General features: G+C 68.4%; 18 protein-coding genes and 2 pseudogenes. 9 read left to right on the forward strand and 11 right to left on the reverse strand.

Features of this window, described 5'->3' with window-relative positions:
* Positions 1–21 precede the first annotated feature (21 nt).
* A pseudogene (locus D5R93_RS10780) lies at positions 22–935 on the forward strand (carbohydrate kinase family protein).
* Positions 936–1,070: 135 nt separating this feature from the next.
* On the opposite strand, the gene D5R93_RS10785 reads toward D5R93_RS10780, so the two are convergent.
* Together D5R93_RS10785 and D5R93_RS10790 are read right to left on the reverse strand one after the other, a co-directional pair.
* Positions 1,071–2,063, reverse strand: coding sequence for a restriction endonuclease (locus D5R93_RS10785; RefSeq protein ID WP_119836882.1), 993 nt, complete (start codon positions 2,061–2,063; stop codon positions 1,071–1,073).
* A gap of 122 nt (positions 2,064–2,185) precedes the next feature.
* Positions 2,186–2,965, reverse strand: coding sequence for an isoprenyl transferase (locus D5R93_RS10790; RefSeq protein ID WP_119836883.1), 780 nt, complete (start codon positions 2,963–2,965; stop codon positions 2,186–2,188).
* A gap of 331 nt (positions 2,966–3,296) precedes the next feature.
* Here D5R93_RS10790 and trhA point away from each other — a divergent pair.
* From trhA to msrA, 3 genes and pseudogenes are all read left to right on the forward strand, one after another.
* Positions 3,297–4,017: pseudogene (trhA, locus tag D5R93_RS10795) on the forward strand (PAQR family membrane homeostasis protein TrhA).
* 263 nt (positions 4,018–4,280) lie between these two features.
* Positions 4,281–4,766 carry a GreA/GreB family elongation factor gene (locus D5R93_RS10800; RefSeq protein ID WP_119836885.1) on the forward strand — a complete coding sequence of 162 codons (486 nt, stop codon included), beginning with the start codon at positions 4,281–4,283 and terminating at the stop codon, positions 4,764–4,766.
* Between the two features lie 140 nt (positions 4,767–4,906).
* Positions 4,907–5,617, forward strand: a complete 711-nt coding sequence (msrA, locus tag D5R93_RS10805) for a peptide-methionine (S)-S-oxide reductase MsrA (RefSeq protein ID WP_120205192.1) — start codon at positions 4,907–4,909, stop codon at positions 5,615–5,617.
* Positions 5,618–5,731: 114 nt separating this feature from the next.
* On the opposite strand, the gene D5R93_RS10810 is transcribed toward msrA, so the two are convergent.
* From D5R93_RS10810 to D5R93_RS10820, 4 genes are all read right to left on the reverse strand, one after another.
* Complete coding sequence (locus D5R93_RS10810; RefSeq protein WP_243106734.1) at positions 5,732–6,715, reverse strand: hypothetical protein; 984 nt, start codon at positions 6,713–6,715, stop codon at positions 5,732–5,734.
* Positions 6,716–6,979: 264 nt separating this feature from the next.
* Positions 6,980–8,719 (reverse strand): ABC-ATPase domain-containing protein, encoded by a 1,740-nt coding sequence (locus D5R93_RS10815; RefSeq protein WP_243106735.1) that lies wholly within the window; start codon positions 8,717–8,719, stop codon positions 6,980–6,982.
* An 8-nt stretch (positions 8,720–8,727) separates the two neighbouring features.
* Positions 8,728–8,871, reverse strand: a complete 144-nt coding sequence (locus tag D5R93_RS14255) for a hypothetical protein (RefSeq protein ID WP_243106736.1) — start codon at positions 8,869–8,871, stop codon at positions 8,728–8,730.
* 280 nt (positions 8,872–9,151) lie between these two features.
* Positions 9,152–10,084, reverse strand: coding sequence for an ArgP/LysG family DNA-binding transcriptional regulator (locus D5R93_RS10820; protein ID WP_243106737.1), 933 nt, complete (start codon positions 10,082–10,084; stop codon positions 9,152–9,154).
* Between the two features lie 55 nt (positions 10,085–10,139).
* Between D5R93_RS10820 and D5R93_RS10825 the strand changes: the two genes are divergently transcribed.
* A complete protein-coding gene (locus D5R93_RS10825; RefSeq protein ID WP_119836888.1) occupies positions 10,140–10,742 on the forward strand; it encodes a LysE/ArgO family amino acid transporter in 603 nt (200 codons plus the stop codon).
* Positions 10,743–11,195: 453 nt separating this feature from the next.
* Positions 11,196–11,804, forward strand: a complete 609-nt coding sequence (locus D5R93_RS10830; RefSeq protein ID WP_120205199.1) for a DUF1269 domain-containing protein — start codon at positions 11,196–11,198, stop codon at positions 11,802–11,804.
* A gap of 82 nt (positions 11,805–11,886) precedes the next feature.
* Here D5R93_RS10830 and D5R93_RS10835 read toward each other — a convergent pair whose 3' ends face one another.
* Together D5R93_RS10835 and ilvA are read right to left on the reverse strand one after the other, a co-directional pair.
* Positions 11,887–12,441, reverse strand: a complete 555-nt coding sequence (locus D5R93_RS10835; RefSeq protein WP_119836890.1) for an NADPH-dependent FMN reductase — start codon at positions 12,439–12,441, stop codon at positions 11,887–11,889.
* A gap of 217 nt (positions 12,442–12,658) precedes the next feature.
* Positions 12,659–14,329: a threonine ammonia-lyase, biosynthetic gene (ilvA, locus tag D5R93_RS10840; protein ID WP_310732083.1), complete on the reverse strand. Its 1,671-nt coding sequence runs from the start codon at positions 14,327–14,329 to the stop codon at positions 12,659–12,661.
* 394 nt (positions 14,330–14,723) lie between these two features.
* Here ilvA and D5R93_RS10845 point away from each other — a divergent pair, with 394 nt between their 5' ends.
* From D5R93_RS10845 to D5R93_RS10855, 3 genes are all read left to right on the forward strand, one after another.
* Complete coding sequence (locus tag D5R93_RS10845) at positions 14,724–15,992, forward strand: quaternary amine ABC transporter ATP-binding protein (protein ID WP_243106738.1); 1,269 nt, start codon at positions 14,724–14,726, stop codon at positions 15,990–15,992.
* Complete coding sequence (locus tag D5R93_RS10850) at positions 15,989–16,837, forward strand: ABC transporter permease (RefSeq protein WP_119836892.1); 849 nt, start codon at positions 15,989–15,991, stop codon at positions 16,835–16,837. Before D5R93_RS10845 ends, D5R93_RS10850 begins: the two co-directional genes overlap by 4 nt.
* An 89-nt stretch (positions 16,838–16,926) precedes the next feature.
* Entirely contained in the window at positions 16,927–17,865 is a 939-nt protein-coding gene (locus D5R93_RS10855; protein WP_119836893.1) for a glycine betaine ABC transporter substrate-binding protein, read from the forward strand.
* A gap of 133 nt (positions 17,866–17,998) precedes the next feature.
* Here D5R93_RS10855 and D5R93_RS10860 read toward each other — a convergent pair whose 3' ends face one another.
* From D5R93_RS10860 to D5R93_RS10870, 3 genes are read right to left on the reverse strand one after another with little or no spacing between them, the layout of a single operon-like run.
* On the reverse strand, positions 17,999–19,783 hold the full coding sequence (locus tag D5R93_RS10860; RefSeq protein WP_243106739.1) for an ABC transporter permease subunit: 1,785 nt from the start codon (positions 19,781–19,783) through the stop codon (positions 17,999–18,001).
* A 33-nt stretch (positions 19,784–19,816) separates the two neighbouring features.
* A complete protein-coding gene (locus tag D5R93_RS10865) occupies positions 19,817–21,379 on the reverse strand; it encodes an ABC transporter substrate-binding protein (RefSeq protein ID WP_120205201.1) in 1,563 nt (520 codons plus the stop codon).
* Positions 21,376–22,317, reverse strand: a complete 942-nt coding sequence (locus D5R93_RS10870; protein WP_243106740.1) for an ATP-binding cassette domain-containing protein — start codon at positions 22,315–22,317, stop codon at positions 21,376–21,378. The genes D5R93_RS10865 and D5R93_RS10870 overlap by 4 nt, the downstream gene beginning before the upstream one ends.
* Position 22,318 lies beyond the last annotated feature (1 nt).

Raw genomic sequence — 22,318 nt, forward strand, 5'->3', positions numbered from 1 at the left:
CCCGGCCGCCAAGGAACCGCCCTGTCTATCGGAGAGGCACTGGTCGACGTTGTTATCCACCCCGGGCAGGAGCCCGTGGACATCCCCGGAGGGTCTCCGGCCAACGTCGCCCTGGGACTGGCCCGGTTAGGCCGTGACACCGAGCTGACCTGCTGGATCGGCACCGACGAACGCGGCCAGGCAGTGCGCTCCCACCTGGAGGCTGCTGGCGTCCGTCTGAGCGCAGGGGCTGACGGCGCGGCCCGTACCTCCACGGCCCAGGCCACCATCGGGGAGGACCGGGCCGCCACCTACGTCTTTGACCTGGACTGGAACCCGCCCTATCCCTCCCGCCCGAAGGGGCCGAGCCTCCCCTCCTGGTCCACACCGGGTCGATCGCCGCCGTGCTGGAGCCGGGACGCTCCACCGTGGAGCAAGTGCTGCGCGACTACCGTGCCACCTCCACCATCGCCTACGACCCCAACGCCCGCCCCCAGCTCATGGGCAGCCCCGAGCACGCCCGCACGATCGTCGAGCGCATCGTCGCTCTCGCCGACCTGGTCAAGTGCTCCGACGAGGACATCGCCTGGTTCTACGGCCCCGATGCCGACATGGAGGAGGTGCTGCGCCGCTGGCTGGACCTGGGGGCCGCCGTGGTCGTCGTGACCCGTGGCAAGAAGGGAGCGCTGGCGCTGACTGGCTCCGGTCTGCGTGTGGAGGTACCTGCCGATCCTGACGTCGTCGTCGCTGACACTGTGGGGGCCGGCGACTCCTTCATGGGTGGCCTGGAGGACGCCCTGTGGAGCGAGGACCTGGTGGGGGCCGACCGACGCGAGGCCCTGCGAGCCGTGGACGAGGCTGCGCTGGAGAGGATCGTGCGTCACGCCGCCCGGATCGCCGATATCACGGTCGCGCGTCCCGGCGCCAACCCTCCCACCCGGGCCGAGCTGGGCTGAGGGGCCGCCCCTCACAGCAGAGACGGGGCACGGAGGCGGGAGCGGGCAGCCGTCCTGCGGCCCGGGTGCCCTGCGCTCCCGAGCTCGGCCGGAGCCCGGACTGGACAGACAGCCCTGAGACCAGGGCACCCGGGGCTAGGCGAAGAACTCCTCGTCCACCTCCAGGAGCCGGAGGGTCTCGTAGGGCCTGACCCCGACGCCGTAACACATCATCAGCGAGGCCAGGGCCTCGCCGTCAACCAGCAGGACACGGCTGGTGGCCCGCTGCGCGTGCGTCCACGCCTCCGCTGTCAGACGCCCGGTGGTGACGAACATTCCTTGCACCAGTCCCCGTCGCTGGACCTCTCGGACGAAGGCCTGAACGACGGGACGGCCCGTCGGCATCCCCATGGGGGCAAGACGCTTGGCCTGCAGGTAGATGCGGCTCAGCCCGAGCGGGTCATCGTCGATCACGGCCTCGACACCCCCGTCCTGGGTAAGCTCCAGCAGCGGCCTGCGCCCCTGCACGCCGTACCCCATAGCCTCCAGGAGCGTCAGCAGTGTCGTCCCAAACGCCTCCAGGTCCTGGGCATGAAGCCGCTGGAGCAGCTCGGTCGTCACCGTCTCCCGGAGACGTTCCAGCCCGTCACCAATCTGGTGCACCGCAGCAACCGTGGTCGTGCGTCCACCGGGCTCCTCGACGAGCGGGCGGGCTCGCTCGTGCCTGCCCGCCGAGCGCCGCCTGGTCGCGGCGTAGTCAGCCAGCTCCTCCACCTCCGCCTGGGTGAGGCCGTCAGGAAACTCGGCCAGGATCTGGCGTCCGGTCTCAGTGATGCGGTACTGGCCGCGCGAGGGCCGCTCGACAGCATCGGCGCGAGCCAGGTGGGCCACGGCCAGGGACACGCGTCCGTCACTGGCACTGTGCCCCGACAGTGCCGCAGCAGGCGCCTGAAGGTGACGCGCCAAGTCCTCACCAGTGAGAACCTGGCGCAGGACCCTCAGCTGCTGCACCCTGCCGTCGTTGAGCAGGCGCAGGAGAGGAACCAGAAACTGCTCCCACGTGGGCTGGGCATCCTGCTGTGCCGTATCGGCCGTCTCAGCCTGGATCGCTCGTGTTCCGTCGTCCTCGGGCAGGGCTGCGATGACCATGGCCAGAGTCTAAGGGCGCCCGGAAGCACTGGCAGGCAAGGTCGACGGGCTTACGACACGGGCACGGCCCACCGTGCCATCCCCGTCACGACAGCGCCGGAGCCCGCAGCAGCCCCGCCGCCTCACCGCCCCAGGCGACGCTCCCGTCCGGTGTAGTCGCGCAGGGCGCGCAGGAAGTCGATGCGACGGAAGGCAGGCCAATTCACATCGCAGAAGTAGAACTCGGAGTGTACCGACTGCCACAGCATGAAGCCCGACAGCCGCTGCTCCCCGGAGGTACGGATGAGCAGGTCAGGGTCGGGCAGACCTCTGGTGTAGAGGTGGGCGGTGATGTCCTCCTCGCTCAGTGAGGCGGCCACATCCTCCAGACTGGCCCCCTCCTCAGCCCTCTCCCGCAGCAGGTTCCGCACGGCATCAGCAATCTCCTGGCGCCCCCCGTAGCCGACGGCGATATTGACCTGGACCCGCCTGGCCTCCTGGGCACCACCACCCTGGGACTCGGCATCCACCGCCTCCTGCAGGCGTAACGCCACAGACTCTGGAAGCAGCTCGACAGCGCCTACCAGGCGCAGTGTCCACCGCCCGGTGGCAGCAAGCTCCCTCACGGCCTGGACAATAATGTCCAGAAGAGGGCGGAGCTCAGCCGGGTCACGGGAGAGGTTGTCCGTGGACAACAGCCACAGGGTCACGACGCGCACCCCCGACTGCTCTGCCCAGCCGAGGAACTCCCGGATCTTGTCCGCCCCGCGCTTGTGACCGTGGGCGGTTCCAAAACCCATGGACTTCGCCCACCGGCGGTTGCCGTCAAGAATGACACCCACGTGGTGCGGGACCCGGGTCGGGTCAACCCGCGCGGCCAGACGGCGCTCGTAGAGGTTGTAGACGATGCTGTCGCCTGCCATACCGCTCCTTCCGCGTGGGTGTCCTGGGACCTTCCCAGCAGCCCTCTCACCACCCCCAGAGAGGGCCCGGGGCCTCTCAGCACCCCGGTGCGGAACCTGACGGGTGCTGCCCAGGTCCAACGGTAGCGTGGACCCGCCTCCACGCGCCCCGTCATGGTCCGTGCAGTAACAGGGCACCTGTCAGGAGCCTACCGGGAGGATGTGTCAGGCACCTCGTCGCGCAACTCGCAGCAGGTCCAGGAACCTACGCTAACGTAACCTGCGTACTCGTAGCCTCGCCTGTCGGCACGGACCAGCCCAACCTGCACCCAGGAGATCCAGGAGGACACCCATGGGCGGCCCTGCAGCAAGACAGCCCCGCCGTCGGCCCCTCGCGGCGGAGACACGCGGCACCCTCAATGCCACCGCCTCGCTGCTTATCACGGTCAAGCCCCGTCTACGCGGCTGGATCCACGCCGCCACTGCTCCCCTCGCCCTGGCTGCCTGCACCGCACTGACAGTCCTCGCCCCAGGAGCGACCCTGACCTGGGCCTGCGCCGTCTACCTCACCTGCTCCCTGCTGCTGTTCACCAACTCTGGTATCTACCACATCGGCAGCGGCCACTGGTCACGACGCGTTACCGCAGTCCTGCGCCGTATTGACCACGCCAACATCTACCTGCTGATCGCCGGAACCTACACTCCCCTGTCCGTGGCACTCCTGCCCTCACCAACCGCGGCCCTGGTCCTGGGCATCGTCTGGGTCGGCGCCGTCGTCGGGACAGCCACGAACCTGGTGTGGATGAGCGCCCCCCGCTGGTTTACCACTGCTCTCTACCTGGTGCTGGGTGGGTCGCGGTCTGGTTCCTGCCACAGTTCTGGAGCACCGGAGGCCCGGCGGTCGTGTGGCTGCTCATGGCAGGAGGGACGATCTACACGGTAGGTGCCGTGGTGTACGCACGCAAAAGGCCCAACCCCTTCCCCGGTGGTTCGGGTTCCACGAGATCTTCCACGCCTGCACCGTGGCGGCCTGGGCCTGCCACTACACCGCCTGCCTCCTGGCTGTGCTCTGAGCCGACCGCTCTCTCGGACACGACCACTGCAGGCGGGGATGTACCACTAGTCTCACTTTCTGCGTCCGTGCAGGTCACAGCAGGAAATCCGGAGTCATCCAGTTGCCGTGCACTCGAGTTTCTCAGCGATCTCCCAGATTACGGCGTAGACTCGCCCCTTAAGCCCGCTTGGTCCCCGCCCAGCACGACCGAGCGTCGCTCTCGTCCCCGTGCTGCCGCCAGCGGGAGCGTGATGCCACCACCCGACCACTTCAGGAGGACGTATGTCTGAGCAGACGCAGGGTACCTGGCTCACCCAGGAGGCTTTTGACCGACTGGCCGCCGAGCTGGAGCACCGTAGGACAACAGAGCGCAAGGAGATCGCCCAGCGGGTCGAGGCCGCCCGCCAGGAGGGCGACCTTCGGGAGAATGCCGGTTACCACGCAGCCCGGGAGGAGGCAGGCCTCAACGAGGCCCGCATCATCCAGCTGGAAGAGACCCTGGACAACGCCCAGATCGGCCAGGCCGCCGACGACGGAACCGTCTCCGCGGGCACCATCGTCTCGGCGAGGCTCGCCGGCAAGGACCAGGTCTTCGCCCTGGGAGGCCAGGAGATCACCGCCGACGTTCCCGACGGCGTCAAGGTGTTCTCACCGGACGCCCCGCTGGGGCAGGCACTTATGGGGCACCGCGCTGGCGACACCGTCTCCTACGAGGCGCCCAACGGACGTACGATCTCCGCAGAGATCCTCGACGTCCGAAGGGTATGAGCACCGGACCCGGTGCTGCACCCCGCCCGGGTGCACGGGTGAGCGCCACAGCCAGCCGTGCACCCGGGACTGTGTCGCTGCTGTCACCCTGCTCCTGGTAGCGCACAACCAACTGCGAGTCCAGGGGCTACAGTGTGCCTATGACTCCGGAACCAGCCCGCCCTTCCCGAAGCACCACGCTTCCCGGCCGTGAGTACCCGGTACTGCCCGATCCTGGTAACCACGTAGTACTCGGCACTCCGCTAGACGGCCCTTGGCCTGAGGAGTCCCAGGTCCTCTACCTGGCTGGTGGCTGCTTCTGGGGCGTGGAGCGCTTTCTGTGGCGGCAGGAGGGTGTGGTCTCCACAGCCGTGGGCTATATGGGCGGGACGACTCCCAACGCCACCTACCAGGAGGTGTGCACCGGCGCCACCGGGCACGCAGAGGCCGTCCGGGTCGTCTATGACCCCGCCGTCTGCGGCGAGGGTGGTCAGTCCTTGCTCAAGGTCTTCTGGGAGAACCATGACTCCACCCAGCTCAACCGCCACGGCAACGACATCGGCACCCAGTACCGCTCTGCCGTGTGGACCACGACCCCTGCCCAGCACGCCACGGCCCTGGCACTAAGACAGGCTTTCCAGGGAGAGCTGACCCGCCTGGGCCGGGGCCGGTGCGTCACGACCATCGACCCCGCCGACCAACTGTACGCGGACTTTGGCGGGCCGTTCTACCTGGCGGAGGACTACCACCAGGGCTACCTGCACAAGAACCCTGGCGGATACTGCAACCACGGCCCGCACGGCGTGACCTGCCCGGTGGGCGTCGCTAACCTGCCTGCCCAGGTAGACGTGCTCCCGCCGCAGGCTGTTTAAGGCTGCCTAGACGATACCTCCCTCTGCGCGCAGCCGCACCTCCCGGGCAACAAAAACGTCATAGGGCAACCTGGCACCGTGTTGTCCTATGACGTTTCCGTTGCCGGGGCCTGACTACCATCGCTTAGCCACAGGAACGACCCCGATCCCGGCAAGCCGTTGACACATTTGTCTCCCACCATCACTCCATGCGTGCATCCACGTCCACCGCGCTACCCCCAGCCCCTCAGCACGGATAGCGTCCTCCCGAAGCTTCTCGTTCCAGAGGACATCCTCCGGATCTGCCCCGAAAGAGGTCGAGCGGTACTTGACGCGACCATCGAACTCGCCCGCAGCCTGGATGCCGGGCCAGAAGTAGTCCAGCACGTACCTCTGCCCAGCTGCGTGCACGGTAACCTGCAGCTCAGGCTGGGGCAACATATTCTCCCACACACGCACTCGGGACATAGACTCACCAGGGGACTCGGAGCGGCCATCAGCCAGGTGTACCGCGCACCGGGCGCGTGCCGCCCCGTAAGAGCCTGCGGGAAGACGTTCCAACGCCGCCCTGAGGTTCTTGGGGCCGCACATACCCTGGTTCAGGGCCGCGTCCATAGCAGCGACTCCCGCCATGACCCCATGCCATCGAGCAAGATCAACCAAGGTGTCCGGGAGCACGGCTACCGCCTGGTCGCCCACACGCACTACATCGACCTCCTCACGGGCTAGATGACGACGTAGCAGGGAGGTGTACGCCCGCCCTCGACGCCTGACTATCACGTCGACCCGTCGCGGCGCTGCTCCGACTAGGGGGAGCCCATAAGCAACAACAGCCGAAGCCCCCGACAGGACAAGGTCAGATCCGTACCTGCGCCGGGCCGCAGCGATGAGGAAGCGCTGTCGATCCTGCGGTGCTGCGATCTGCCAGGCTCCGCGCGGGGCGTAGACACCGGAGGCGACACGTATCCAGTCATCGCTGAGGTCCGGCCGAGCGCAGGGGCAGCCGTCCAGGCCAAGGTCACGTCGCAGCAGCGGCACAAGCCGAGCCTCGCCCCGCTCGGGTACCCCGGTAGTCGGCTCGGTCGCAGCCGGTAGACGGCGGTGCTGAGAAGCAGTCATATACGCATGCTGCAACCACCCCGAAGCGAACGCGCAGCGCGGTCCAGGCGCTGTGGAGAGAAGACGCGTTCCGAACACATGTGGAGAGGAGGCATCTTCCCGGACTCGGCTAACGGCCTGCTCTTCTCTCTTCTGCCACTCCGCCACGCCGTGGCTGCAGCCGCACCTCCCGGGCAACAAAAACGTCATAGGACAACCTGGCACCGTGTTGTCCTATGACGTTTCCGTTGCCTGAACCGACCTGCGCACCTGGGACCAGACGGCTCAGGCCAGCTCCAGACCCCGGTAGCGGCTGACGACAGCCGCGACATCCACCATCCGAGGACGTACCAGAAAGGCTGGCCGGTCCCAGGGACCCTGGGCAAAGGCATCCAGGCTCTCGTCGTCCAGCAGCGCCTCCAGGTCCCGGAGGCACTCGTCCAGCGAGGACTCCCCGTCAAAGCGCTGCTCCAGCAGTGCCCGCAGGGCGTAGGCCAGCGCCTCGGCCTGCCCCGGGTCCACGACACCGGCCACATCGGAGATATCGATCTCCTCACGGTCCAGGACCACAGCCCGGGTGCCCAGCGCCCGCGTGCGCGAGGGCCCCCGCCTGGTTCGCGGCGGAGCAGGACGCGGAAGCCGCGCCGTTGGGGCAGGGAAGTCCTCCAGGGCAGTCAGGGCACGAGGCTGGTCGGCCGCCACCTGCCGCGCCTGGTCGGTGGCGTCACGCAGGTGGTAGGAGTCCATAAGCAGGACCCGGTCGGCCACGTCCAGGTAGTCCCCGGACCCACCCATGACCATGACCGTGGAGACCCCGCGCGATCGGGCCAGCGCCCCGATACGGTCCACCAGGGGCGTAATGGGTTCGCGCTCGTCAGCGACAAGCCGACGCATGCGAGAGTCCCGGATCAGCAGGTTGGTGGCAGAGGTGTCCTCGTCCAGCAGCAAGACGCCCGCCCCGGCCTCAAGCGCCTCGACGATGGAGGCTGCCTGGGAGGTGGAGCCCGAGGCGTTGCGCGTGGTGAAGGAGACGGTGTCGCGCCCGCCGGGCAGGTGGGAGATGAACGGGCTGAGGTCCACCCCGGTCACCGCACGGCCGTCGGCGGCACGGACCTTGACCGCGTCGGGAAGAGTAGCCACGAGCTCGCGCCCGTCCCCGGGCACGTGCGGGTAGACTCCACGCTCCACCGCCCCCAGGAGGGTGGACTTACCGTGGTAGCCACCACCGACGACCAGGGTCACCCCGGCCCCGACGACGGCTCCGCGCACCGTCCCGGCGTGCGGCAGCTCGACCGTGGCAGCCAGGGAGTCCGGGGCAGCCAGGGGAACGCCCTCAGCCAGGGGCTCGTCACTGACTCCGGAGCGACGTGGCAGGACGGAGCCGTCGGCCAGGAAAGCCACCCAGCCCTGCTGCCGCACGACCTCCGTCAGGGCGCGGTGGTCCTCCAAGGCGGCAACGTGGGCGAGCAGGCGCTGCGCCCTCTCCCCACTCAGGTCCAGGGCTGTCTCCAGCTCGCGCACCAGGTCGCGCCCCACGATCCGGGAGGCAGCCTGCCCCTGGATGGAACGCCCCTGCGCCGGCAGAGCGATGCGGGCGCGCACCTCAATGGTCCATCCAGCCGCCGCAGAAGAGTCCTCACCACGCGCCATGCCTGAATCCACTGCGTCAGCCCCGGCGTCGGCCCCGAAGCCCCGGCGCAGGACGACGCTGGAGCGTTCCAGGATCTCCTGGCCGGGAGCCGCGATCGACAGGTCGGTACCGCGGAAGCAGGCGTGCAGCTCCCGGGTAAGGAAGTCGCTCACGGCCAGACGCCGGTCGGCAGTGGTCAGCAGCCCCTCGTCCTCAAGCAGGGCCAGCGCAGGCAGGTCCGCTGGCACGTCCACGTGGACCCGCGTGGGTGGAGCGAAGGGATCAGGCTGGACCTTGTCGACGTGGAGGACCCAGCCCCCAGGCGCCTCGTAGCGCCCCACAATGGCCTTGTACGCGGCGTAGGAACGGCCGTCCAGGGCACGGAGGTGGCCCACGAGGTCCGTCAGAAGACCGTCACGCGGCTCATCACGGTCACGGCGACCACCCTGGCGGTCACCCCGGTAATCACGGTAATCACGGTAATCACGGTAATCACGGTAATCACGGTAGCCGCCGTGACCGCGTCCGTCCCGGCGGTCATAGCCACGGCTGTCACGGTATCCCTGACGGGAGCGGCCCCCGTCCCTGCGCTCACTTCTGCCACTTGGCCTGCCCCGGTACCCCTCGCGCTCACTCATACCCGCACCCTACCTGCGCGCCAAACCTGCACCTGCGAGGACATCCTGAGAGGACATGACGCGCACTTGCCCGTACTTGCCGCACATCGTCAGACTTCTGCCCGGCCCAGGTGACCAACGAGCCAGCGCCCCTGCGCAGGTCCAAGTCACCCCATGCGCCAAAGCGAGGCCGAAGATTGCATCACAGTCTCAGGCTGAGGCGTCGAAGGCTCTGTGGACAGCATCAGTGAGACGGTCCAGGAGGGCTGAGCGCAGGCGCCATCGGTACCAGGTCAGCTCGCGTCCCACCGGTACCAGCCCCGGGACAGGCACCAGACCGGGGTTGCGTGCCGCCTGGGACCGAGTCAGGAGTCCCCAGCCCATGCCTGCCAGGAGCGCCTGGGTGTAGGCCTCCGCCCCGGGCACGTTCGGCCCGGGAAGGCCCGGCGGCAGCCCCGATGCCTCTAGCACCAGGTCCTCCAGGTCGTCGACCGCGTCGAAGCGCAGGACAGGAAGCCGTGACAGGCGCGATTCCTCCGACCCGTCCGGAACGCCACAGCCTCCGCCCCTGTCCAGACCCACCCCCTCCAGGAGAGCGGGTACGGCTACCGGGAGATAGGACACCTTGCCCAGGGGCTCGCTGCGGCACCCTGCCACGGGCCCGGAGCCTGCCGAGACGGCCGCCATGACACTGCCGTCTCTCAGGAGCTCGGCTGTGCGCCCCTCGTGAGCAGCTACCAGCCGCAGCCGCACGTCGGACCACCGGGCAGCCTCAGTGAAGACCGCCGGAAACCACGTCGCCAGCGAGTCCTCGTTGACAGCCACAGGCAGCTCGACGGGTCCTTCTCCCCGCCCTCCCGGGTCCCCCGCCTCAGCCTCCAGCCCCAGCTCTGTGGTCATCTCCCCGGCCAGAAGCTGTTGCTGGCGCGCGTAGCGCAGGACTGTCGCACCCGTCTCAGTGACCGTCGACGGCGCACCTCGACGTAGGAGTACCCGACCCAGCCCAGACTCCAGTGCCCGAATGCGCTGGGACACCGCCGAGGTGGACACTCCCAGGCAACTTGCCGCACGGTCGAAGGAACCGGTGTCCGCCACGGCTACGAGGGCCGCCATCTGGTCCGGGTGCATGAAGACGTTCTTCACGATATGAAGACTATCGCGCTTGGCTTCACTTCGTCGAGACTCTAGCGTCGTTCCCATGGATCTCATCTCCCCCGCCCTCACCGGCTTCGGTACCGGTCTGGGCCTCATCGTCGCCATCGGCGCCCAGAACGCCTGGATCCTGCGCCAGGGCGTGCGCCGTGAGCACATCGGCCTGGTTATCACGATCTGCACCGCATCCGACGTGGTCCTCATCCTCGTCGGCACCGGCGCGGTGAACGCGGTGTCCTCCATGGCTCCCTGGGTGCTGGAGGTGCTGCGGTGGGGCGGAGTGGTCTATCTGCTGGGCTTCGCTCTTACCTCCTTCCGCTCCGCCCTCAGGCCCTCCAGCCTCGAGGCCGACACGACCAGGCCCGCCACCTCGGTCGCGGTGACGACGCTGGCACTGACCTGGCTCAATCCTCACGTCTACCTGGACACCGTCCTCATGATGGGCTCGGTGACCAACCAGTTCGGCCCAGCCCGGTGGGTAGCCGCCGCAGGCGGGATCGCGGCCTCGGCGGTGTGGTTCACCGGGCTAGGACTGGGTGCGCGCGCCTTGTCTCGGCCCCTGACCCGGCCCGCGACCTGGCGGGTGCTGGACGTCCTCGTGGGGGTTGTCATGGTCACGGTGGCTGTGCATCTGGTCGCAGCAGGGTAGGGCGCCCCACCCGAGCCCGGGCGCGTCATTCAGGGCTGTCAGGACTACGCGTCATCGTCGGGGCGCCCCATCCGTACCCGGGCGCGGCAGGCATGCAGGTACCTACTGGTCCGGTTGGGTAAGACATACCGATTGGGACCCGCCAGAGAGCCTGCGACGCACAACGCTGCGGCTCGCTCCTACCCGACTTCACTAAAAAGAATTGTCTCAGTTGGAGGCTCCCCGTGAGACCGGCCGGTGACCAGCAGCCCCTCCCGGCCCAGGATAATCAGCCGCATTCCCAGGGCTTGAGAGAATTTTTGTTATCAGGCCGTCATATGCTCCAGGTGAGCCGTGCTGACACCCCGCACGGTGATATCTCGACCCGGCAGAAATCAGGCACTAACGTCAGACCCTGTTAGGCAGCACGCATAGTGTGCTCACGTCTTTGAGGAAGAATCAGGAGCATCAACCATGGCCAGCAACAACGTGATTGCCGTGACCTTCTCGGAGGAGTCAAAGGCCTACCAGGCGTTCAGCGAGCTGCGTCAGGCCTCTGAGCAGGAGAGGATAGGCCTGGTAGGAGCGGCCGTCGTCGAACGCACCGCAGACGGGCAGCTGCGCATCCGGGACCGCAGGGACAACACTGCCGACTACGGGGTCGCCACCGGAAGCCTGATCGGGATGCTGATCGGCGTGCTGGGCGGACCACTGGGCATGCTTCTGGGCTGGGGCGCGGGAGCACTGATCGGCAGCTCGGTCGATATCAGGCGCGCGGACCGCGGCGCTGAGGTCCTTGCGGAGTTCTCCCAGGCGGTTTCCCCGGGCCAGACCGCCCTCCTGGCCGAGGTCAACGAGTTCGCCACCGAGGTCGTGGACTCCATCATGACCCCCCTGGGTGGCACCGTGCACCGCCGCAGTGTCGACGAGGTCCTCACCGAGCTGGAGTCCGCGCACGCGGCGGCCGAGGCGGCCCAGGCGGAGGCCCGCCGGGTGATGCGCGAGGAGAAGCGCACCGAGCGCAAGGAGAAGATCGAGGAGAGGATCAGCGCGCTCAGGTCCCGACTGCGCATCGGAAGCTAGCAGCGGGGCGGCACCACACCCGGTCGGGTCCCACCGGGTGCTGTCCCCGACACGGCCTCGCCCGGGGACAGCACCCTCAGACTCACCGCAGGCAGGCCAGCGCCTCGCTACGTGCGACGACCGCCTGCACCATGGCAGGCACCTCACCGTCGTGGTAGGCGGCCGGGGCAAAGGCCCCGTCAGCGACGTCAGTGTTGAGAGAGAGGTAGACCTGCGGGCTGGCGACAACCCCACCGAACCCGGTGACGATCTGCTTGAGGTGCTCCACGGCACGGATGCCGTTGGAGTAGGAGTAGCCCACCAGCCCCACCCCCTTGTTTGCCAGGGCACGCGGCTCCAGGTAGTCAATAGCGTTCTTCAGGGCTCCCGGGATGGAGTAGTTGTACTCTGGGGCCACGAACACCACCGCGTCAAAGGACTGCATCGCCTGGTTGAAGGCAGCACCAGCCTCGTTCGCGGGAGCGCCCACCATCGGGGGGAGCTCCTCTGCGAAAAGAGGGAGGTCATAGGCGGCGATATCAACCAGCTCGGCCTCAACCCCCTCGACGGCACTGGCCTGGTCCACGACCCACTGGGCAATGGAGGTAGCGATCCGGTTGGGGCGGACAGAGCCGACAACGACGGCGACACGCGTCATAGTGTTCTCCTTGCAGGACAGAAAACGAGGAAAGACAGCGGGGCACCTAGGCCTTCCTGGCGCCCACGAACCGGGACACTTGATCCATGAATTACCTTAGGACCTAATATCCAGACTTGCCAAGGTCTATTCGATGATACCCACCACAGTCACCGGCGTCCCTCTGACGTGCCCTGGCGCAACCCCACGGTCACCCCAGGGTCAGTCGGCAGCCCATTCAGCGTCCCAGGAAGAAACGGGCAGCAGGATCAGCGGTCTCCTCGTTGTAGGTGTATCCCAGGCGGTCCATGTGCTCGGTCAGCTCGGTGTCATCGGGGCCGGCAGCGAAGGCGCACAGGATGCGCCCGTAGTCGGCACCGTCGGTACGGTAGTGGAACAGGGTGATGTTCCAGCGCGTCCCCAGGACCTCCAGGAAGTGCAGCAGCGCCCCGGGGGACTCCGGGAACAGGAAGGAGAAGAGCCTCTCCGCCACCCCCGCCGCCGCGCGGCCCCCGATCATGGAGCGCACGTGGACCTTGGCCAGCTCGTCCTCCGTCAGGTCGATGGCGCTGTAGCCCGCCTCCTCCAGGTCCGCCACGATCTCAGCACGCTCCTGGTAGCCCCCGGTGGTACGCACGCCGACAAAGATCCGTGCAGGCTCGGCCTCGGTACGGCTGGCTGAGAACCGGTAGTTGAACTCGGTGACGGAGCGCCCTCCCAGCACGGCGGCGAACCGGAGGAAGGACCCCTGCTCCTCGGGGATCCTCACCCCGAGGATCGCCTCTCTCTGCTCACCGATCTCGGAGCGCTCAGAGATGTAACGCAGCTGGTGGAAGTTGAGGTTGGCCCCCGACAGGACACAGGCCAGGCGCTGGTCATGCAGGTCGTGGTCGACGGCGTAGCGCTTGAGCCCCGCCAGGGCAATGGCACCGGAGGGCTCGGAGATCGCTCGCACGTCCTCGAAGATGTCACGGACAGCGGCGGAGACCTCGTCGGAGGAGACAGTCACCACGTCGTCCAGCAGCTCAGAGCACAGCCGGTAGGTCTCCTCCCCGACACGTCGCACAGCCACACCCTCGGCAAAAAGTCCCACTCGGGTCAGGGTCACCGGCTGGCCGGCCAGGACGGCTGCGCTCAGGCAGGCCGACTCCTCGTGCTCGACACCGATGACCCTGATCTCAGGCATGAGCTGCTTGACCAGGACGGCGACCCCCGACGCCAGGCCCCCACCGCCTACAGGCACGAAGACGCAGTCCAGGTCGGCGTCCTGCTGGATGAGCTCCAGGCCCACCGTGCCCTGACCCGCGATCACCCGGGGGTCGTCAAAGGGGGCGATGTAGGTCAGGCCCTCCTCCCGTGCCGCCCGCAGCGCCTCAGCCTTGGCAGCGTCAAAGTTGTCCCCCGCCAGCCGGACCTCCCCTCCTAGCGCGCGCACGGCATCAACCTTGATCCTGGGCGTCACCGTGGGCATGACGATAAGCGCCCGCATCCCCAGCAGGGCCGCTGAGCGGGCCACTCCTTGGGCGTGGTTGCCGGCTGAGGCGGTCACCACGCCCCGCAAGCGCTCCTGCTCCCCCAAGGACCTCATGGCGTTGTAGGCACCACGGATCTTGAAGGAGTGGACGGCCTGGAGGTCCTCCCGCTTGACCTGGACCGTGCAGCCCAGACGGGAGGACAGAGCCTCCATGGGCTGGAGGGGAGTGTGCTCGGCCGCCTCGTAGACCGGGGCGCGCAGGATCTCCTTGAGGTAGTCCGACCTGGTCCAGCCGGTGGGGCCAGCAGCACTCGTCGCAGCGGTCCTGGCGGCAGGTTGCACCGCAGCAGGTTCCGTCACGACCGAGCCCGTGGTACCTCGAGGCCCGCTGCCCTGGTCGCGCCCGAGGGCGTCATCAGCCTGTGGGAAACTCACTCGAGCCACCTTAGACGATCAGGGTCAGGGGACGGAAACGAGACTCTGCACCAGGGGCGCACACCTCCCTGTGAGACCCCTGAGATCCTCAGCCAGGGAAACCGCGATGTTATGAAATCGACCACACCCGCCACCTCGTCGCCGACCGGAGCTTTTCCAGGTCCTCACAACAAGAAACCCGGGTCCAGCCACCCAGCCAAGAGAGGCGAGGATGCAGGAATGACGCCAAAACGACGGACAGTCGAGACTGAGCACGCTAGGCTGGGGACCGTCGTGAGCAAGTTGTCGACGGCTCACCACCTCCGCCACGCTGCCGTATAAATTGTGCTGACGTCGTTGGGCGGAGTCATCATCAACGGAAGGGGCCCGTGTGAGCGCACTCAGCGCAGAACACGTGTACAAGGTATTCGGACGATCATCGAGACAGGCGGTTGAGGAGCTCCAGGCCGGGAGCAGCCGTGAGGACGTCGCCCGCCTGGGGACGGCGGCAGTCATTGACGCCAGCTTTGACGTGCGCCAGGGAGAGACCTTCGTGGTCATGGGCCTGTCAGGATCGGGCAAGTCGACCCTGCTGCGCATGCTCAACGGCCTGCTGCCCCTGACCTCGGGGCACATCACCATTGGCGGCCAGGACCTGGCGGACCTGTCGGAGAAGGACCTGCGCACCGTGCGCAGGGAGAAGATCTCCATGGTCTTCCAGCACTTCGCCCTTCTGCCGCACCGCAGCGTGCTGGCCAACGCCGCCTACCCCCTGGAGATTCAGGGCGTGGACAAGCAGGAGCGCGAGGAGAAGGCGCTGCGCGCCCTGGAGCTGACCGGCCTCAAGGGCTGGGAGACCTCCATGCCCTCCGCCCTGTCCGGCGGCATGCAGCAGCGGGTGGGGCTGGCCCGGGCGCTGACCGCCGACACGGACATCCTGCTCATGGACGAGGCCTTCTCCGCGCTGGACCCCCTCATCAGGCGCGACATGCAGGTCCAGCTCCTTGACCTCCAGGCGAGCCTGGGCAAGACGATCGTCTTCATCACCCACGACCTCAACGAGGCCATGTTCCTGGGCGACCGGATCGCCGTCATGCGTGACGGGCGGATCGACCAGATCGGCACCGCCGAGGAGATCCTCTCCGACCCCGCCAACAGCTACGTCGCCCGGTTCGTCTCCGACGTCGACCGCTCCCGGGTGCTCACGGCGGAGTCCCTGGTGGAGAGCCCGCCAGTGGTCATCCGGCCTGGCGACGGCCTCAAGGTGGCGCTGCGGCTGCTCAACGACGCCAAGGTGGAGGGTGCCTACGTGGTGGAGTCCGGCACCAGGCGCCTGCTCGGCTCCGTCTACGCCGAGGAGCTGGCCACCAGCCTGCGGGAGGGGACGGCCCCCAAGGAGGCGTCCAGGAAGGTGTCCGACGGATTCATCCACCCCGACGACTCAGCAGTGCAGCCGGGGACCACGCTCAACGAGATGTTCGCCGCCTCTGTCGAGGCGCGTCTACCGCTGGCCGTCACCAGCGAGGACGGCATCTTCCAGGGGATCGTGCGGCGCGTCGCCATGCTCCAGGCCCTGGCGGGAGGCAGCGAGACCGACGCCGCGCCCGACAGCCCTGAGGAGGTCACCGGGAGCACCGCGGACGACCAGGACGACCCGCAGAAGGACGGAGAGTACGCACGATGAGCTCCAGCCCCTACTTCCGGATCCCCGTCGGCGACTGGGCCGACGCAGCGGTCGACTGGGTCACCACAGCCTGGGAGGCGTTCTTTGACGGTGTCTCCTCACTCATCCAGAGCTGCTTCGACGGCGTCGACTGGCTCCTGGCCGCGCCCCCGTTCTGGCTGGTCATCATCGTCCTGACAGCGCTTGCCTGGGTGGCCCGCGGGTGGCTGGGCGGCCTCAGCGCCGCCGCAGGCTTCCTGGTCATCTACGGCATGGACCAGTGGGAGAACGCCATGGACACCCTCTCCCTGGTGCTGGTGTCCTCCTTCTTCGCTCTCGTCATCGGGATCCCCCTGGGAATCTGGGCCTCCCGGAGCCAGGCCGTGTCCCGCGCCGTCCGCCCCGTGCTGGACTTCCTCCAGACGATGCCCGCCTTCGTCTACCTCATCCCCTTCGTCGTCATCTTCCGCGTGGGGATCGTCCCGGCGGTGGTGGCCACCATCATGTTCGCCATCGCCCCCGGCGTGCGCTTCACCGAGCTGGGCATCCGTCAGGTGGACAAGGAGGTCGTCGAGGCTGGTCAGGCCTTCGGCGCCACCCCCACCCGCATCCTCTACCAGATCCAACTGCCGCTGGCCCGGGCGACGATTATGGGCGGGGTCAACCAGGTCATCATGCTCTCCCTGTCCATGGTCGTCATCGCGGGCATGGTGGGCGCCGGCGGCCTAGGTTCCGACGTCGTCACCGCCCTGCAGCGGGTCAACGTGGGCCTGGGGGTCGAGGCCGGCCTGTCCGTCGTTCTCCTGGCCGTCTACCTGGACCGGGTGACCGCGGCCTTCGGCTCCCGCAGCTGGGGCTCCCGCTGAGGCCGACTCCTGCCCACCACACCCGTGCCGCACCCGCTGCGCCGCTCACCAGCCGCTCCCCTCCCGTCCCTGAACCGAAAGGAAGCACCATGAGTAACCAACTGAGCAACCACCTCACCCCACCCGGCATCTCCCGCCGCCACGCCCTGACCGTGGGTGCCAGCGTGCTGGCCGCCACCGGCCTGGCCGCCTGTGGCTCCTCCGGCGGCTCCGGCTCCTCCGGCGGCTCCGGCGGTTCCTCCGACAAGGCCCTGACCATCGGCGTGCCCGCGGGCTGGGACGAGGGCATCGCCATCTCTAACCTGTTCAAGGTCATCCTCACCGACGAGGGCTACGACGTCACCCTGTCCGACGCCGACGTCGGTGTCGCCTACAGCAGCCTGGCCAACGGCGACTACGACCTCATGCTCGACGCCTGGCTGCCCACCACTCACGAGTCCTACATGGACCAGTACGGTGACAAGGTCGAGGACTTCGGCGCCTGGTACACCAACGCCAAGCTCGCCCTGGCGGTCAACGACTCCGCCCCCATCACCTCTATCGCCGAGCTGGCCGACTCCGCCTCCGACTTCGACAACAGGATCGTGGGCATCGACGCGGGTGCGGGTATCACCACCCAGACCGAGGAGTCGGTCATCCCCACCTACGGCCTGGACACGATGGAGTTCGCCACCTCCTCCACCTCAGCCATGCTGGCCGAGCTCAAGGGCGCCATGAGCAAGGGGGACAACATCGTCGTCACCCTGTGGAGCCCGCACTGGGCCTACAGCGCCTACGAGATCCGCGACCTGGAGGATCCCGAGAACGCCTTCGGCGAGGCCGAGCAGATCCACGCGCTGGGGCGCCAGGGCCTGTCCGACGACATGCCTGACATCGCGACCCTGTTCACGGACTTCACGATCACCGACGAGCAGCTCAGCTCTCTGGAGGATCTCATGCTCAACGAGAACGAGGGCACGGACAACGAGGGGTCAGCCCGCACCTGGCTGGAGGACAACTCCGACTTCCGCGACTCGCTGAGCATCTGAGCGCAGCACGGCATACAACCGGGCCTGGGTGCTGCGCGACAGGGCCACCTGGGCCGGTGCGGCGTGGGGGACTGAGGCCGATCCTACTCGCTTGGTCTCAGCCCCCCAGCCTGTCAGGTCCCCGTAGCCGGGCTCAGCCGTCCCCGACGCCGCGGCGCCGCTCGACGGACATATTCACCCGGGAGGTGGCCACGGCCGTCACCGCGAGCGCCACCAGGGCCGAGGCAGGGGCGGCAACAGCCCACGGCGCCCGCTCGATATAGGGCAGGGCCTCGGCTAGCGCCAGTCCCCAGTCCGGCGTGGGGGCCTGCGCTCCCAGGCCGAGGAAGCCCAGACCGGCCAGCGCCAGGGCGATCCCCGGCAGCCGCAGGGCGGCGTGACGTGCCAGGGGCGGGGCGATGGCAGGCACCACCCGCGTCAGGGTGATCCGCGCCCTTCCCTCCCCCAGCACCGGTGCCAGGGCGACATCGGGCCGCTGACGGACCTCGCGCACGAGCGAGCCGGCGTGTGACGCCAGTGGCGCCCACGCCACGCAGCCCACCGCCACGGCGGCGCCCAGGGCGCTCGGACCTGTCACCGCCGCCACGACCAGTCCCGCCAGGACCGGCGGGGCCGCGTTGGCGACCTCGGTGAAGCCCATGGCGGCACGGGGCACCAGCCCCACCAACATGGCTACCAGGAAGCACGCAAGGCACACGACCAGGGCGGTGGTCGTGGTAGAGACCGCCCCGTGGGCCACGCGAGCCAGGACGTCACGCCCCAGGGCGTCACCTCCCAGCGGCAGGGCCAGGCTGGGTACCTCTAGCCGCTCGTAGCCGGTGGCCAGCGGGTTCCGGCCGATCCCCGCGCAGACCATCCCCATGAGGACCAGCGACCCGAGCACGGCGATGACGCCCGCACTACGCCCCGGACGGCGCACAGGTGGAGGCGCGGGCAGCGGGGTCCCGACGGCTGCTCCCAGCAGCCACCGGCGGACCAGCTCTGCCAGGGCACCGACTCCTACGGCCAGCGCCAGCAGGAGCAGGATCCCCGCCTGGAGGGAGGGGACGTCCTGCGCGGTGGCCGAGCTCAGGAGCGTCCTGCCGATCCCGGGGATCGCGAAGATCTGCTCGGTGGCCACCGCACCCCCGGTCAGCCCGACCACCACCAGACCCACCTGGCCGCACAGGGGCGCCAGGGCGCGACGCAGCACCGCCCGTACCAGGGCGGCGCGGGATATGCCAGTAGTGGTCCAGGTAGCCACCCACCGCTCGTTGAAGGTCGCCGTGACGGCGTCGGCAAGCAGGCCACCCAGGAGACCACCGCCGGGCAGGCCCAGGGTGAGGGCGGGCAGCACCACCTGGGCAGCCCGTCCCCATCCGTAAGGCGGCAGCAGCCCGGCGTAGACCGCCAGCGTCAGTAGGAGCACCGGGGCCAGGAGGTACTCCGGCAGCGAGGTCAGGAGGGCCGCGACGGCCCCGCCCCGGGGACGGGGCTCCCCCCGCAGCCCAGCCCGCATGGCTGGCAGGGTAAGCAGTGTCGCGACAAGGAGGGACACCAGGAGGGCCGCCCCCATGAGGCCCAGAGACACGCTGAAGGCGTCCAGCGTACCGGGAGCGACGTCACCGCCCGACACCCATGACGTACCCAGGTCGCCGCGGAGGACACCGCCCAGCCAGTGGCCGATGCTGCCCAGGGGACCGTCACCCAGACCCAGCCGCTCCCGGATGGCCTCCAGCGCCTCCGGGGTGGGCTCACGCTCGTCAGAGGTTGCCCTCAGGATGGTCAGGGCAGGATCGTTGGCTGACAGCCACGGCAGCATCCCCACCAGGGCCACCAGTCCGCTAAAGGCGAGCACCCGGGAGGCCACGACCACCCCGTCGTAGTGGCGGCGGGCCCTGCGCGGCAGACCCACCACCGTGCCTACCATTCGGGCCATCAGCCCACCTGCTGCCTGACTCACTGCCCGACCTCACTGCCCGACCGCCGTAGAGGCGGTAATCAGCGCCCTGGTGTACGGGTCCCGCTCGGCACCGGTGAGCCCTGCCGCCTCCCCCTGGAGCAGGCGCTCGTTGACCAGGGGGACGGCCGCCCCGGTAGCGAGGATCGCCTCCTCCGCAGCGATGATGGCCTTGCGCCGCTCCTGCCCGGCCTCCAGCGCGGCGGCCTTGTCCAGCGCTGCGTCTACCTTCGTGTCCTTGAGGAAGCACAGCGAGAACGACCCGTCGGAGGAGAAGTCAGACTCCATGTAGGCCACCGGGTCCCCGGAGTCCAGGACCGTTCCTCGTGACAGGAGGAAGGCGTCGAAGGCTCCCGCCAGGGCGTCGGACTCGATCTGCTCGTACTCGCGTACGTCGTTCTTGACCGTGAACCCGGCCTTCTCCAGCTGCTCGGTGACGACGACGAGCACCTCCTCGAGCTCGGGACGGTCGCTGTAGGTACCGATCGTGATGGTGGTCCCCTCGGGAACTTTGCTGGCCTTGGCGGCCCCGGGAACCCGGCCCGCGGCACCGGCGCCCTTGGCCCCGGTGAAGGAGGTGGTGCCCCACGAGCGCAGCTCCTCGGCCCACGTCAGTGCCGGGCCGAACAGACCGGGCGCGACGTCGGCGTAGCCCTCGTAGACGGTGGCGGTGAGCTCGGTGGGCTCAATGGCGTCCCTGACGGCGGCCCTGAGGCCCTTGTCGGTAAAGACGCCCTCGGCAGTGTTGAGGTAGAGCGTGAGGGTCCGCGGCGTGACGATCTCGTGCAGGAGCGACTCGTCAAGGTTGGCGACCTGGGAGAAGGGGACCGCCTCGACCACGTCGGCCTCGCCGGTGCGCAGGGCGGAGCCACGTGCGGTGCCGTCAGGCACGAAGGACACGTCGATGCCTGACGCGGTGGCGGCCTCTCCCCAGTAGTCCTCATAACGCTCCAAGGTGGCGGTAGCCGTCCCGTTGACCTCAGTCAGTCTGAAGGGCCCGGTCCCGTAGCCGATAGGGTCAATGACGCCGTCAGAGGCGTCGGGGTAGGCTCCCTCGGCGAGGATCACCATGCTGGGGCTGGACAAGCGCTGCGGGAGCAGCGGGTCAGGCTCGGCCGTAGTGACGACGACCTCGCTGCCCTCGGCGGTGACGCTCAGCTCGACGTCGTCGAGGATACGGGGAGCCTCAGGGTGGCTGGCCGCAAAGTCGATGCAGGCAGCCGCCTGCTCCGCGGTCAAGGCGCTTCCGTCGTGAAAGGTGACCCCCTCGCGGACAGTGAACCGCCACGTGGTGCCGTTGGTGCGCTCCCAGGAGGAGGCGAGCGCCTCGACCAGCTTGCCCTCGGCGTCGAGATTGACCAGAGTCTCGGCACACGACCACTTGGTCAGCATGAACGCGTCGTCAGAGAAGGGGCTCATACTGGCGCGCGGCGTATTAAACATGGCGAGGCGGACACGGCCGTCGGTGGCCTCGGGCGGGCCACCGCCACAGCCTGCGACCAGGACCGCACCTGCTCCTATGCCTAGCACCGCGATCGCCTGGCGACGGGTGGGGACCGGTGCGGAGGTGTTCATGTCTGTCTCCTTGCAGGTTGCTGAGGCTGGTAGACGCCCTGCGGGGAAGGCAGGCTGGGCACGGCGTCACGCAGGGCACGGGCGGCGGGATGGGACGGGGCAGTCAGAAGGTCACCCATCGGCGCGTCCTCGACGAGAACCCCGCCGTCCATGACGATCCCGCGGCTGCAGATACGGGCGACAGCCGCTAGGTCGTGGGAGACAACAAGCAGGGCTGGGGCGGGACGGGCGCAGTCCAGGGCTGGGGCGGGACGGGCGCAGTCCAGGGCTGGGGCGGGACGGTCTTGCTGCTCTGCTGGTACGTGCTGGGGCTGGGCTGTGGTCTCCTTGTCAGCCAGGTCTGCACCAATCCCCGACAGGAGCTCCAGGACCTGGCGTCTCAGCGCAGGATCGAGCCCTGACACGGGCTCGTCAAGAAGAAGGTGACGAGGGGCTGGCGCCAGGGCACGGGCGATCGCAACACGTTGAGCCTGCCCGCCAGAGAGCTCGTGCGGACGAGAGTGCCACACCTGCCGAGGAAGCTCCAGACGAGTGAGAAGATCCTCGGCAGCAGCCGTGTGCTCCTCCCGGCTCCCGGGGACCCCCAGAGTCCGCATGGGTCTGGTGACCTGCGACACGACCCTGAGCCGGGGGTCAAGGCTGCTGGCAGCGTCCTGGGGGACATACTGGACGACCCGTCGGTAGGAGCGCAGACGACGCGCGCTGCGCCGGAGCACGGGAGTGCCGTCGAGCAGGATCTCCCCGGAGTCCTTCGGACCCGGAACGTCCAGAAGCAGCAGCGCACGAAGCAAGGTGGTCTTCCCGCATCCAGAGCGCCCGAGGAGGGCAGCACTGTGACCGGCAGGAAGATCAAGACTGACACCGTCGAGGACGGGGCGCAAGCCTCCGGAGCCGTCTGGGTAGGAGCGGGCGATATTGCTGACCCTCAGCCCCTCCACG

The sequence above is a fragment of the Actinomyces lilanjuaniae genome, from assembly GCF_003606385.1.
GTDB lineage: Bacteria > Actinomycetota > Actinomycetes > Actinomycetales > Actinomycetaceae > Actinomyces > Actinomyces lilanjuaniae.

Bases quoted from the DNA above. Each gene is read 5' to 3' on its own strand.
- D5R93_RS10860 (WP_243106739.1), bottom strand. From the start codon at position 19,783: ATGGCCCGAATGGTAGGCACGGTGGTGGGTCTGCCGCGCAGGGCCCGC.
- D5R93_RS10800 (WP_119836885.1), top strand. From the start codon at position 4,281: ATGTCTGAGCAGACGCAGGGTACCTGGCTCACCCAGGAGGCTTTTGAC.
- D5R93_RS10865 (WP_120205201.1), bottom strand. From the start codon at position 21,379: ATGAACACCTCCGCACCGGTCCCCACCCGTCGCCAGGCGATCGCGGTG.
- D5R93_RS10830 (WP_120205199.1), top strand. From the start codon at position 11,196: ATGGCCAGCAACAACGTGATTGCCGTGACCTTCTCGGAGGAGTCAAAG.
- D5R93_RS10850 (WP_119836892.1), top strand. From the start codon at position 15,989: ATGAGCTCCAGCCCCTACTTCCGGATCCCCGTCGGCGACTGGGCCGAC.
- D5R93_RS10855 (WP_119836893.1), top strand. From the start codon at position 16,927: ATGAGTAACCAACTGAGCAACCACCTCACCCCACCCGGCATCTCCCGC.
- D5R93_RS10810 (WP_243106734.1), bottom strand. From the start codon at position 6,715: ATGACTGCTTCTCAGCACCGCCGTCTACCGGCTGCGACCGAGCCGACT.
- msrA (WP_120205192.1), top strand. From the start codon at position 4,907: ATGACTCCGGAACCAGCCCGCCCTTCCCGAAGCACCACGCTTCCCGGC.
- D5R93_RS10790 (WP_119836883.1), bottom strand. From the start codon at position 2,965: ATGGCAGGCGACAGCATCGTCTACAACCTCTACGAGCGCCGTCTGGCC.
- D5R93_RS10835 (WP_119836890.1), bottom strand. From the start codon at position 12,441: ATGACGCGTGTCGCCGTCGTTGTCGGCTCTGTCCGCCCCAACCGGATC.
- D5R93_RS10825 (WP_119836888.1), top strand. From the start codon at position 10,140: ATGGATCTCATCTCCCCCGCCCTCACCGGCTTCGGTACCGGTCTGGGC.
- D5R93_RS10785 (WP_119836882.1), bottom strand. From the start codon at position 2,063: ATGGTCATCGCAGCCCTGCCCGAGGACGACGGAACACGAGCGATCCAG.